Source organism: Halomonas sp. PA16-9 (genome assembly GCF_009728585.1).
Classification (GTDB): domain Bacteria; phylum Pseudomonadota; class Gammaproteobacteria; order Pseudomonadales; family Halomonadaceae; genus Vreelandella; species Vreelandella titanicae.
The window spans coordinates 748,193-762,239 of record NZ_CP040451.1; the positions used below are offsets into that span (position 1 = coordinate 748,193).

General features: G+C 57.0%; 3 protein-coding genes and 4 pseudogenes. 5 read left to right on the plus strand and 2 right to left on the minus strand.

Features of this window, described 5'->3' with window-relative positions; all coding sequences use genetic code 11:
- The first annotated feature begins 200 nt into the window (after nt 1-200).
- The 5 genes and pseudogenes from gltB to eno all read left to right on the plus strand — a co-directional run bounded on the left by gltB (nt 201) and on the right by eno (nt 10,304).
- A pseudogene (gltB, locus tag FDY98_RS03510) lies at nt 201-4,642 on the plus strand (glutamate synthase large subunit).
- 36 nt (nt 4,643-4,678) lie between these two features.
- Nucleotides 4,679-6,097 carry an FAD-dependent oxidoreductase gene (locus FDY98_RS03515; RefSeq protein WP_027957361.1) on the plus strand — a complete coding sequence of 473 codons (1,419 nt, stop codon included), beginning with the start codon at nt 4,679-4,681 and terminating at the stop codon, nt 6,095-6,097.
- A gap of 338 nt (nt 6,098-6,435) precedes the next feature.
- Nucleotides 6,436-8,091 (plus strand): CTP synthase, encoded by a 1,656-nt coding sequence (locus tag FDY98_RS03520; RefSeq protein WP_022519971.1) that lies wholly within the window; start codon nt 6,436-6,438, stop codon nt 8,089-8,091.
- A gap of 12 nt (nt 8,092-8,103) precedes the next feature.
- Nucleotides 8,104-8,967, plus strand: coding sequence for a 3-deoxy-8-phosphooctulonate synthase (gene kdsA / locus FDY98_RS03525; RefSeq protein WP_022519970.1), 864 nt, complete (start codon nt 8,104-8,106; stop codon nt 8,965-8,967).
- 50 nt (nt 8,968-9,017) lie between these two features.
- Nucleotides 9,018-10,304 (plus strand): annotated as a pseudogene (eno, locus tag FDY98_RS03530) (phosphopyruvate hydratase).
- Nucleotides 10,305-10,864: 560 nt separating this feature from the next.
- Here eno and fdxA read toward each other — a convergent pair.
- Together fdxA and mutS are read right to left on the minus strand one after the other, a co-directional pair.
- Nucleotides 10,865-11,186 (minus strand): annotated as a pseudogene (gene fdxA / locus FDY98_RS03535) (ferredoxin FdxA).
- 290 nt (nt 11,187-11,476) lie between these two features.
- Nucleotides 11,477-14,037: pseudogene (gene mutS, locus FDY98_RS03540) on the minus strand (DNA mismatch repair protein MutS).
- Nucleotides 14,038-14,047: the final 10 nt, after the last annotated feature.

Below are 14,047 nucleotides of genomic sequence, written 5' to 3' on the forward strand. Positions count from 1 at the left end.
AGTTTCTCTAACGATGTGGGCGCCAAGAGATTGCGCAAAGTGGCTAGCAATCGCTATGCTGACCGGCCATTTTGTTGCGGCAGCGAACTTGGGAAGTACCCCATTCTGGGCAGGTTATAAGCACTATAAAAAAAGCGAAACCGTCCTTTATACCATAAGCACGCTGCTAAAAAAATACGCTGACTAGTAGAGGCACGCCCATGAATAGAGGTCTTCACCAGCCTGGCGAGTTTCGCGATAACTGTGGTTTTGGCCTGATTGCCCATATGGAAGGCCAGGCTAGCCACGATTTGCTGAAAACTGCCATTGAATCCCTGACCTGCATGACCCACCGGGCGGCATTGCTGCCGACGGCAAAACCGGCGACGGCTGTGGTTTGCTGTTGAAAATGCCCACCCCGTTTATGCAGGCGCTGGCCAAAGAGGCATTCGATGCCGAGCTGGGCGAACGCTTTGCTGTGGGTGGTGTGGTTTCTACCCAACGATGATGCCCGTGAAGCGCGTGCTCGCGACACTCTGACGGGTGAGCTGGAAGCGCGTGGTCTTAACGTGTTGGGCTGGCGCGATGTGCCCACTGATTCCAGCGTTTGTGGCCCCATGGCGCTGGACTGCCTGCCACGTATTCGTCAGCTGTTTGTGCAGCCAGGCCAGGGTGAACACTTCGATGTTGACCTGTTTATGGCCCGCCGCCGTGCCGAGCAGGCGTTACGCGGTGAAGAGGACTTCTACATCGCCTCGCTCTCGTCAGAAGTGGTCTCCTATAAAGGCTTGGTGATGCCGGAAGACCTACCGGCGTTTTATCAGGACTTGAATGACCCGCGTCTGGAAACCGCCATTTGCGTTTTCCACCAGCGCTTCTCGACCAATACCGCGCGCGCTGGCCGTTGGCACAGCCGTTCCGTCTATTGGCCCATAACGGCGAGATCAACACCATTGAGGCCAACCGCGGCTGGGCGAACTCGCGTAAAGCCAATTTCGTTAACGAGCGTCTGCCGGATATCACCGAGCTGGACGAGATCGTTAACACCACCGGCTCCGACTCCTCCAGTATGGACAACATGCTGGAAGTGTTGCTGACCGGCGGTATGGAGCTGCATCGCGCGGTACGTATGATGGTGCCGCCCGCCTGGCAGAACGTAGAGACCATGGACGCCGAGCTGCGCGCCTTCTACGAATACAACTCCATGCACATGGAGCCGTGGGACGGCCCGGCGGGCGTAGTGATGACCGACGGCCGCCAAGCGGTATGTATGCTTGACCGTAACGGCCTGCGTCCGGCGCGCTGGGTAATGACCAAGAATGGCTACATTACCCTGGCCTCTGAAATCGGCACCTACGACTATAAGCCGGAAGACGTGGTCGCTAAAGGCCGCGTTGGCCCTGGTCAAATGCTCGCCGTGGATACCGAAACCGGCGAAGTGCTGCATACCACCGATATCGATGAGCGGCTGAAATCCGCCTACCCCTATAAGCGTTGGCTTAAGCAGGAGGCGAACTATTTAGAGTCGGCACTGACCGAGCTTGCGCGTTTCCAAACCATGGATGCCGATTCGCTCAACGTTCAGCAGAAGTTGTTCCAGGTTAGCTTCGAAGAGCGTGACCAGGTGCTGCGCCCGCTGGCAGAGAGTGGCCAGGAAGCCGTTGGCTCCATGGGCGATGATACGCCCATGGCGGTGCTGTCGAGTCGTCCGCGCCTGCTGACTGACTTCTTCCGTCAGAAGTTTGCCCAGGTTACCAACCCGCCCATCGACCCGCTGCGTGAAGCGATCGTGATGTCGCTGGAAACCTGCTGTGGCGCTGAGCTTAACGTCTTTAAAGCGACGCCTGAGCACGCGCATCGCTTGATTTTGACCACACCGGTACTGTCCCCACGCAAGTTTACCGCCCTGGTTAGCCAGGACGATCCAGCGTTTGCCAGCTATACACTGTCGTTGGGTTACGACCCCGATCAGCAGAGCTTGCATCAAGCGCTTAAAGCTTTATGTGAGGAGGCAGAAGCTCAAGTCCGCGCCGGGAAAGTCATTCTGGTACTCACCGATGCGGAGCTGACGAAAGGGCTGATTCCCATTCAGGCCGCCCTGGCCGTGGGTGCCGTGCACTCTCACTTAGGCCGGTTGGCGCTGCGCCCCAACGCCAACATCGTGGTGGAAACCGGTTATGCCCGTGATGCACACCAAATGGCGGTGCTGTTTGGCGTGGGCGCTACGGCGGTTTATCCGTGGCTCGCTTATCAGGTCATGGCGGATATGCACCGCACGGGCGAGCTGACCGGCAACCCGGCTGACGGTCGTGAGAACTACCGTAAAGGGCTGCAGAAAGGCCTGTTCAAGATCCTGTCTAAAATGGGTATCTCGACGCTGGCTTCCTACCGCGGCTCGATGCTGTTTGAAGCCGTGGGCTTGGCAGATGAAGTAATGGATCTCTGCTTTGTCGGTATGGCGTCGCGCATTCAGGGCGCCGGTTTTGCCGAGCTTCAGATGCAGCAAGCGCTGCTGGCGAAAGATGCCTGGATTCCCCGTAAAGGAATCTCCCAAGGCGGCATGTTCAAGTATGTCCACGGCCACGAATATCACGCCTACAATCCCGATGTGGTGATGTCACTACAGGCGGCGGTTCAGGAAGGCAGCTATACCAAGTGGAAAAAGTTTGCTCAATTGGTGAACGAGCGGCCTGTGGCCACTATTCGTGACTTGCTCAAGCTCAAGCCTGCGGAAACACCGATTGCGCTGGAAGACGTAGAGCCGGTTGAAGATTTACTGCCGCGCTTTGATAGCGCCGGTATGTCACTGGGTGCGCTATCGCCGGAAGCCCACGAAGCGCTGGCCCAGGCCATGAACGAAGCCGGCGGGCGTTCCAACTCCGGTGAGGGCGGTGAAGACCCGGCCCGCTACGGCACCATTCGCAGCTCCAAGATCAAGCAAATTGCCTCTGGCCGCTTTGGTGTAACTCCGGCGTATCTGGTCAATGCAGAAGTACTGCAGATCAAAGTCGCTCAAGGCGCCAAGCCCGGAGAGGGTGGTCAGCTACCCGGCGGTAAGGTAAACCAACTGATTGCTCGGCTGCGCTACGCAGTCCCCGGCGTCACGCTGATTTCGCCGCCGCCGCACCACGATATTTACTCTATCGAGGATTTGGCCCAGCTGATTTTTGACCTCAAGCAGGTCAATCCTGAGGCTCAGGTGTCGGTGAAACTGGTTTCCGAGCCGGGGATCGGCACGATCGCCACCGGTGTGGCCAAGGCCTACGCGGATTTGATTACCGTATCAGGCTACGATGGCGGTACAGCGGCAAGCCCGCTGACCTCGATCAAACACGCCGGTTCACCCTGGGAGCTGGGGCTGCCGGAAGTGCACCAGGCGCTGCGTATCAACGGACTGCGCGACAAGATTCGCCTGCAGACCGATGGCGGCCTGAAAACCGGCCTGGATGTGGTGAAAGCGGCGATTCTGGGCGCCGAGAGCTTCGGTTTCGGCACCGCGCCCATGGTGGCGTTGGGCTGTAAATATCTGCGTATCTGTCACCTCAACAACTGTGCCACTGGGGTCGCAACTCAGGATGACTTCCTGCGCGGCGAGCACTTCCGCGGCACCGTGGATATGGTCAAGAACTACTTCCGCTTTATCGCCGAAGAAGTACGTGAGCTGATGGCTATGCTCGGTGTGTGCAAGCTCACTGATTTGATCGGGCGTACCGACCTTCTGGAAGTGCTTGAGGGTGATACGGCTTCCCAGCGTAAGCTCGATCTAACGCCGCTGCTGGCCAATGATTTTGTACCCAAAGATGCGCCGCAGTTCTGCAGGGTTAGCCGTAACGTGCCCCACGATCCGGGCGCTAAAAACCAGGAAGTGCTGGCGGCGCTGAAAGATGCTATCGAAAGCCAGTCGGGCGGTGAATTCCACTTCACCATCACCAACTGTGACCGCAGCGTGGGCGCACTCACCTCTGGTGCCATTGCCAAACGCTATGGTGAAGAGGGGCTAGAAGCGGCGCCGGTCACGGCCAATTTCGTTGGCGTGGCGGGGCAGAGCTTCGGGGTGTGGAATGCTCGGGGGCTGAATCTCTTCCTGGAAGGCGACGCCAACGACTACGTCGGCAAGGGTATGAATGGCGGCAGTATCGTGATTGTGCCGCCCAAAGTCAGCCAGTTTGAGAGTCATAAAACGGCCATTATCGGCAACACCTGCCTTTACGGTGCCACCGGCGGAACGCTATTCGCCGCCGGTACCGCGGGCGAGCGCTTTGCAGTGCGTAACTCTGGTGCCTCAGCGGTGATCGAGGGCGCAGGCGACCACTGCTGCGAATATATGACCGGCGGTTTGGTCTGCGTGCTGGGTGAGACCGGGGTCAACTTCGGTGCGGGCATGACCGGTGGGTTTGCCTATGTGTTGGATGAAGAGCGCACCTTCGTGGACAAGTACAACCACGAACTGGTCGAGATTCACCGCGTTAACACAGAGGCCATGGAGGCGTATCGTCGTCACCTGCGTGAAATGATCGAAGCCTATGTGGCCGCGACGGGTTCCGCGCGTGGGGCGGCTATTTTGGAAGACTTCAGCGACTATGCGCGCCACTTCTGGCTGGTTAAGCCAAAAGCGGCCAGCTTGGGTAGTTTGCTGGATCAGTCTCGGCGTCAGCCGCAATAACCCGCTTATGCCCCTCACGCTGACAGGAGAGAGATCATGGCTAACCGTTTAAATAACGATTTTCAGTTTGTCGATGTGGGTCGTAAAGACCCAGAAAAGAAAGACGCCCGCGCCCGTGCCAAAGAGTTTGCGGAAATTTACGAACCGTACAAACCCACCGATGCGGCCAGTCAAGCGCATCGCTGCCTGCACTGCGGTAACCCGTACTGCGAGTGGAAGTGCCCGGTGCACAACTACATTCCCAACTGGCTACAGCTGGTGGTGGAAGGCAACATCATTGAAGCCGCTGAGCTGTCGCACAAAACCAACTCGCTGCCTGAAGTGTGTGGTCGCGTGTGCCCGCAGGATCGCTTGTGTGAAGGCGACTGCACGCTAAATGACGGCTTTGGTGCGGTGACCATTGGTTCGGTAGAGAAGTACATCACCGATACGGCGTTTGCCATGGGCTGGCGCCCGGATATGTCCCACGTCACCTGGACGGATAAAAAAGTCGCCATCATTGGCGCGGGCCCTGCGGGCCTGGGCTGTGCGGATATTTTGGCCCGTAACGGCGTTAAGCCGGTGGTGTTCGACAAGTATCCGGAAATCGGTGGCCTGCTGACCTTTGGTATTCCCGAGTTCAAGTTGGAAAAGAGCGTGATGGAGCGCCGTCGAGCGGTCTTTGAGGAGATGGGCGTCGAGTTCCGCCTGAATACCGAGATTGGCACCGATATCGAGTTTGAGACCTTGATGCAGGAGTACGACGCGGTTTTCCTGGGTATGGGGACTTATAAATACATGGAAGGCGGCTTCCCTGGCGAAGATCTGCCGGGCGTGTACAAGGCCCTCGATTTCCTGATTGCCAACGTCAACCGCTGCCTGGGCTTTGAAAAAGATCCCAACGACTATATCTCTATGGAAGGCAAGCGTGTGGTAGTGCTGGGCGGCGGTGATACGGCGATGGACTGTAACCGTACCTCGATTCGTCAAAACGCCACCAGCGTGACCTGCGCGTACCGTCGTGACGAAGGCAACATGCCGGGGTCGCGCCGTGAAGTCTCCAATGCTCGTGAAGAGGGCGTTGAGTTTCTGTTCAACCGTCAGCCGGTGGCGGTCGTCGGTGAAGAGAAGGTCGAAGGCGTGAAAGTTGTGCGCACACGCTTGGGTGAGCCGGATGAAAACGGCCGTCAGCGCCCTGAAGTGGTGCCCGGTTCTGAAGAGATCATTGCGGCGGATGCCGTGGTTATCGCCTTCGGCTTCCAGGCAAGCCCTGCGCCGTGGTTCGATAGCTCTAATATCCAAGTGGACGAGCGCGACCGCGTCACCGCCCCGGAGCACGGCCAGTACGCCTTCCAAACCAGCAACGAAAAAATCTTTGCCGGTGGCGATATGGTGCGCGGCTCTGACTTGGTGGTCACGGCGATTTACGAAGGCCGCCAGGCGGCGGAAGGTATTCTGGATTACCTGGGCGTGTAAAAGAAGTGCCTTTACAGGCTTAATGTCATCGCGAGCGAAGCGTGGCGATCTGGGTTAGATTGCCGCGTCGCTGCGCTCCTCGCAATGACAGGGCGCGATGCTTCACAATTACAGCGCATATTTAGCATAATGTCATCGCGAGCGAAGCGTGGCGATCTGGGTTAGATTGCCGCGTCGCTGCGCTCCTCGCAATGACAAGATGCGATGCTTCAGAATGACAGCGCGTACTTTAAGCAGTGCAGTTCAAATTGAGCCTTAGGTCGTAATCTGCTAGTCTGTCGACCCATCCTGGCGTGGCTTTCTGCCGTGCCTTCTGATCACGTTTCGACAGGTTATCCATGACACGATATATCTTCGTGACCGGCGGCGTTGTGTCCTCTCTTGGCAAGGGCATCGCCTCCGCCTCGCTTGCGGCGATTTTAGAGGCCCGCGGCCTTAAGGTCACCATGCTCAAGCTCGACCCGTACATCAACGTGGATCCGGGCACCATGAGCCCCTTCCAGCACGGTGAGGTGTTCGTCACAGAAGATGGCGCCGAAACCGATCTTGATCTCGGGCATTACGAGCGCTTTATTCGCACCAAAATGACCCAGCGCAACAACTTTACGACCGGTCGTGTCTACGAGCACGTGCTGCGTAAAGAGCGTCGGGGCGACTATCTCGGTGGCACCGTCCAGGTCATTCCGCATATCACCGACGAGATTAAAGAGCGCGTTTACGCGGGCGGTGAAGGTTTTGATGTGGCGCTGGTAGAGATCGGCGGCACGGTTGGTGATATCGAATCACTGCCTTTCCTGGAGTCGATCCGCCAAATTCGTAGTGAGCAGGGCGCCAACCGCGCGCTGTTTATGCACCTGACCCTGGTGCCCTACATCAAAACGGCGGGTGAGACCAAAACCAAGCCGACCCAGCACAGCGTTAAAGAGCTGCGCTCTATCGGTATCCAGCCGGATATTCTGATTTGCCGCAGCGAAGTTGAGCTGGAAGAGAGCGAGCGCCGCAAAATCGCTCTGTTCACCAACGTCGAAGAGCGTGCCGTGGTACCGCTGCAGGATGCCGATACGATCTATCGCATTCCGCTGATGCTCCATGAACACGGTCTGGACGAGATCGTTTGCGATAAGCTGCGCCTGGAAGCCCCGGAAGCAGATTTATCCGAGTGGGTGAAGGTACTTGATGCCAAGCTCAACCCGCTCAAATCCGTCAGTATTGCCATGGTCGGTAAATACATGGAGCTGCTGGATGCCTACAAGTCGCTCAACGAAGCGCTGATTCATGCCGGTATCCAGGGTCGTATCAAGGTCAATGTCGACTATATTGACTCCGAAGACATTGAGCGTCATGGCACCGAGCGCTTGGCGGGTAAAGACGCTATTCTGGTGCCCGGCGGCTTTGGCGAACGTGGCGTAGAAGGCAAGATTATGACCGCTCAATTCGCCCGCGAAAACAACGTGCCATATCTGGGTATTTGCCTGGGTATGCAGGTGGCGGTGATTGAGTTTGCCCGTAATGTGGCAGGCTGGAACGACGCCAACTCTACCGAGTTCACCCACGACACCCAGCACCCGGTAGTAGGTTTGATCACCGAATGGCTAAGCCCAGAAGGCAAAGTCGAGCTGCGTGATGCAGCGTCTGATTTAGGTGGCACCATGCGCTTAGGTGGCCAGGTATGCCATTTGGCATCGGGAACCAAAGCACGCGAAGCCTACGGCTCGGATGAGATTGTCGAGCGCCACCGTCACCGCTTCGAGGTCAATAACCAGTTTATCGATGAGCTTGAAAAGGCGGGCTTGGTTATCTCAGGCAAGAGCGTCGACCAATCGCTGGTTGAAGTCATCGAGCTGGCTGACCACCCTTGGTACGTAGCCTGCCAGTTCCACCCGGAGTTCACTTCTACTCCCCGTGATGGTCACCCGCTGTTCTCTGGCTTTGTGAACGCCGCCTTGGATTACAAAACAGCGCGCAGTCGCGCCCACGCGAACTCGCAGGAATAAGAGGGCAGAAGCATGGCTTCTCAAGACCGATCTCAAGAGCGTCATATTAACGTTGCCGGCTTAACCGCCGGTAACTCCTTGCCGCTTATGCTGCTGGGTGGCATGAACGTACTGGAGTCGGCCGATCTTGCCGACGAAGTCGCTCAAGCCTACGTCACGGTGACCCAGAAGCTGGGTATGCCCTACGTTTTTAAGGCCAGCTTTGACAAAGCCAATCGCAGTTCGATTCACTCCTACCGCGGCCCGGGTATCGAGAAAGGGCTGCAGATACTGGCCGATATCAAAGCTCGCCACAACGTGCCGATCATCACTGACGTTCACGAGCCTTGGCAGGCGCAAGCAGCCGCTGAAGTCGCTGACATTATCCAACTGCCGGCCTTTTTGGCTCGCCAAACTGATTTGGTGGTCGCCATGGCCAAAACCGGCGCGGTTATCAATATCAAAAAGCCGCAGTTTTTGGCGCCCCATGAAATGCGTCATATCCTCAGCAAGTTCCAGGAAGCGGGTAACGACCAGTTGATGCTCTGCGAGCGCGGCTCAAGCTTTGGTTACAACAATCTGATTGTTGATATGCTGGGCTTTGGTGATATGAAGCAAACCGGCTACCCGGTATTTTTCGATGTGACCCACGCGCTGCAGCGCCCCGGTGGGCGTGCCGATAGTGCTGATGGGCGCCGTGCCCAGGTGGCTGAGTTAGCGCGTGCAGGCGTGGCTGTCGGCCTTGCCGGGCTGTTTTTGGAAGCCCACCCTGACCCAGACAACGCCAAATGCGATGGTCCCTGTGCATTGCCGCTGGATCAATTAGAGCCGTTCTTGACTCAGCTTGCCCAGTTGGATGCGCTGGTTAAAGGTTTTGAGCCGCTAACGATTCGCTAATAGGTCGTTATATTAATAATTTTATCTGACTAACAGGAAAGGATACTGCCATGACCAAAATTGTTGCTATCAGTGCGTTGGAAGTGCTGGATTCCCGTGGTAACCCGACCGTGCAGGCGCACGTACGCCTTGCCAGTGGTGCTGTCGGTGAAGCCTGTGCCCCCAGTGGTGCTTCAACCGGCTCCCGGGAAGCGTTAGAGCTGCGCGACGGCGATAAGTCGCGCTACCTGGGCAAAGGCGTGCTGAAAGCAGTCGATGCGGTCAATGGCAAAATTCGTGATGCGCTGATGGGCATGGATGCGCGTGATCAGCGCGGCTTGGACGATGCCATGTTGGCGCTGGACGGCACTGAAAACAAAGCGAATCTGGGGGCGAATGCCATCCTAGCCGTTTCGCTGGCGGCGGCTAAAGCAGCTGCTAACGCCAAAGGCGTACCGCTCTACGCCCACATTGCCGAGCTCTACGGTCAACCTGGCCAGTACAGCATGCCGGTGCCGATGATGAACATCATCAACGGCGGCGAGCACGCGGATAACAACGTCGATATCCAGGAATTTATGGTGCAGCCAGTGGGCGCGCCTAACTTCCGCGAAGGGCTGCGCATGGGCGCGGAAATTTTCCACGCGCTGAAGAAAGTGCTCTCCGCGAAAGGGCTCTCTACATCCGTCGGTGACGAGGGCGGCTTTGCGCCTAACCTGGCGTCTAACGCTGATGCGCTAGCGGTGGAAACAAGCCGTTGCCGATGCTGGCTATGAGCTGGGTAAAGACGTCACGCTGGCGCTGGATTGTGCTTCGTCTGAGTTTTACAAAGACGGTCAGTACAACCTTTCCGGTGAAGGCAAAAAGCTACGACGCCCAAGGCTTTACCGATTACCTGGCAGGCCTGTGTGCCGATTACCCGATTGTGTCTATCGAAGACGGCATGGATGAATCGGATTGGGCGGGTTGGAAAGCGCTGACCGATAAGCTGGGCGATAAAGTGCAGCTGGTGGGCGATGACCTATTCGTGACCAATACCAAGATTCTCAAGCGCGGTATCGATGAGCAGATCGGTAACTCTATCCTGATCAAGTTCAACCAGATCGGCTCGCTCTCCGAGACGCTGGACGCGATTAAGATGGGCAGGATGCTGGCTTTACGGCGGTTATTTCTCACCGCTCCGGTGAAACCGAAGATACCACCATTGCCGATTTGGCGGTGGGTACCTGTGCCGGTCAGATCAAAACGGGCTCACTTTGCCGCTTGATCGGGTTGCCAAGTACAACCGTTTGCTGGTGATTGAAGCAGAGCTGGGTGATGTGACCTACCCAGGTTTGAAAGCCATTAAAGGGCAGTAAAATGCCAATATCGAGCGAATTTTTAGAGGTGCTTGTAAGAGATGTCTCAAAATTTTGTAAGAGATATTACAAATACCGACGAGAATCGCTCGGTTTAGGGTAAGAAATAGCTTACTTTGCCACTAAGTAAAGTTTAAGATATTTTTAATAAGTAGTTTTTTAAAAAGGGCGAGTCGCAGCGACTCGCCCTTTTGCATTTTGGCTTTGTTGAGAAGCGGCCATGATCTGACACAATATACACAGGACAAGGGGAGGCAAGGACGCTTCAGTCAGGATGCAGCGGGATGTAGGTCAGATGCGCCGGGTGATACAGTGAGGTGAGCCCTGGCAAGGACGTCATCTGAGGAGGTTGATCCAGGGAGTGGTCAGAGGAAGTGCTTGGAGCGGGCGGCCTACGGGTCGCCTTTTTTTGCCCGCAATTTGGCAGCACATTTTGACGATACACTTTTGAAAACACAAAAAAACCAGCGCTGTTTTTAACAACCAGCGCTGGTTTAAAGAGAATTTTTAAAGAGAGCCTTTAAAAAGAGCTATGTGCTGATTTTTAAACCGTCACAGCGTTAGCGCTCTAGTTTCTCAAGCTTGCCGGGCTTGCCATCCCACTTCGGCGTCCGGCAGCGGGTCTTTTCTTTCGGCGATGTTGGGCCATACTTCGGCCATCTCAGCGTTAATCTCGATAAAGGCCTCCTGTCCATCCGGCAGCTCATCCTCGGAGAATATCGCCTCGGCGGGGCACTCGGGCTCACACAGCGCGCAGTCGATACACTCGTCAGGATGAATGACCAGGAAGTTCGGGCCCTCGTAAAAACAGTCGACCGGGCAGACTTCCACACAGTCGGTGTATTTGCACTGGATGCAGTTCTCGGTAACGACAAACGTCATCTTGCTATCCCTCTTGCAGGGCCGGGTAACTCCCAGCCATGGTCAATCGTGAATGGTTATAAATCAGCCGTTTTTTATAAGCTAAAAGTTTGAACGACATTCTAGAGGTGCGCATACCTGGCGGCAAGCGCCATATGATCCCAGTTGGTAGCAATGCCAGTACAGGTTTCCGCGAGGGCGCTGTGAACCCGTCCTTGGGCGCTACTTTCGACATCCCTGTCGAAAGACCCTCGCTTCAACCTGCCCTGGCACCTGAATCTAACTTATCGCCTTTCATGCTATAAGCACCATTAGATCAGGTCTCGCCACTGATACAATAGTGATAGCGCTTCCCGCGGTGTTAAACCATCCATATCGACGTTTTCCAACGCCTCGACCACCGGATGCGGTGCAGCGGCGAACAGATCGTTTTGCTGCGGTGCGGTTCGCGGCGCCTGCGCCGTGTTATCCACATCGCGCTGCTCCAAACTTATCAGCTTCTCGCGGGCACGTTTAATCACATGGTTGGGCACACCCGCTAATTGCGCCACCTGTAAACCATAGCTCTGGCTGGCCGGGCCCGCTTCGATGCGGTGCATAAACACAATGCTGTCGCCATGCTCGGTCGCCGTTAGGTGGATATTGGCCACCCCTTCCATATGCTCAGGCAGCGCCGTCATTTCAAAGTAGTGGGTCGCAAACAGCGTTAGCGCGCGTCCTTTTGCCAAATGTTCAGCGCTTGCCCAGGCGAGCGACAGACCGTCAAAGGTACTGGTGCCGCGGCCAATTTCATCCATCAGGATCAAGCTTTGCTGGGTGGCATTGTGGAGAATTTGGCGGTTTCAGTCATCTCGACCATAAAGGTAGAGCGCCCGCCGGCCAAGTCATCCGATGAGCCAATGCGGGTGAATATTCGATCCAGCGGGCCGATCTCGGCGGCATCGGCGGGCACAAAACTGCCGCAGTGAGCGAGAAGGGCGATGAGCGCCGTCTGACGCATATAGGTCGATTTACCGCCCATGTTAGGGCCGGTAATAATCAGCATGTGCTGGTCAGGATTGAGCGTCACGTCGTTGGGCACAAAGGGTGTCTCGCTCACCTGCTCGACCACCGGATGTCGTCCCGCGTCAATTTGAATCCCGGTGGTTTCGCTGAGTGTTGGACGCACCCAGTTCAGCGCCTCGGCGCGCTCGGCAAAGGCGCACAGTACGTCCAGTTCCGCCAAGGCTTGCGAGGTGCTCTGCAGCGCGTGAAGGCTTGCGTTGAGATCGCCAAGCAGGCGATCGTAGAGCCATTTTTCACGCGTCAACGCGCGAGATTTAGCGGAGAGTGCCTTATCTTCAAACTCTTTGAGCTCGGGGATAATGAACCGCTCGGCATTTTTAAGTGTCTGGCGGCGAATATAGTCGGCGGGCGCCTGCTGGGCTTGTGAACGCGGTAGCTCAATAAAGTAGCCGTGCACCCGGTTGTAGCCCACTTTGAGATTGGCTAGCCCCGTGCGCTCGCGCTCGCGAAGCTCGAGCTGAATAAGATAGTCGCCCGCGTTTTCGGCCATGCCACGGTGCTCATCGAGCTCTGAATCAAAGCCATCGGCAATCACCCCGCCATCGCGGATCACCACCGGCGGATTTTCTACCAGCGCCCGGCTGAGCATATCGGCCATTTCTGGGTAGGGGCGAATATGCGGGCGCAGGTTATCCAGCGCACTGCCGCTCTCAACCTCGCTAAGCTGTTGCTCCAGTTCCGGAAGCGTTACCAGTGCATCCCGCAGCCGTGCCAAATCGCGCGGGCGGGCGCTATACAGCGCCACCCGGGCCAGAATGCGCTCCACGTCGCCCACCGCGCTCAACGTCTCGCGCAGCGGCATATAGGCGGCATCCAGGCTTAGCAGCGCCACACCCGCATGACGGGCCTGGACAATCTCGCGTTGACGCAGTGGCCGATTAAGCCAGCGTTTGAGTAGCCGTGAACCCATGGCGGTGGTACAGGTATCCAGCACGCTGGCCAGGGTGTTGTCGCTGCTGCCGCCCAGGTTGATATCAATTTCCAGATTACGGCGGCTGGCAGCGTCGATCACCACCGCGTCGTCGCGGTTCTCAACGCTGATGGCGGTCACGTGGGGCAGGCGCGAGCGCTGAGTGTCCCGGGCATAATCGATCAATACCCCGGCAGCAATTAGCGCAGAGGTTAAGTGCGCACAGCCAAAACCACGTAAATCCTGCACTTCGAACTGGTCGCAGAGGCTACGGGTAGCGCTTTCCAAATCAAACAGCCACTCGCCCTGGCGGCGCAGGCTGCGTTTCTGCGACCAGGCCTCGGGTAGCGTTAAGCTTTCGGGTACCAGCAGCTCGGCCGGGGAGAGACGCGTCAGCTCGGCGAGCATTTCGGCTTCGCTGTCTACTTCCAGTACGTTGAAGCGACCACTGGAGAGCTCCAGCCAGGCAAGGCCCCAGCTCTCTTTTCCGGGAGAAACGGACACCAGGACGTTGTCGCGGCGGGCATCGAGCAGCGCTTCATCGTGGAGTGTGCCAGGGGTGACGATACGCACCACTTGGCGCTCAACGGGCCCTTTGCTGGTCGCGGGGTCGCCAATTTGCTCACAAATAGCGACCGACTCGCCGCCAGCGACGAGGCGGGCCAGATAGCCCTCAGCGCTGTGATAGGGGACGCCCGCCATCGGGATAGGCTTGCCGCCTGACTGCCCACGCTGGGTAAGGGTAATATCCAGCAGTGCGGCGGCGCGCTTGGCGTCGTCGAAAAACAGTTCATAAAAATCCCCCATGCGGTAGAACAGCAGTACCTCGGGGTGCTCGCGCTTGATCTTTAAATATTGCGTGATCATGGGCGTGTTAGGGGGAATGGCCTGTGACATGGGCGTCCTG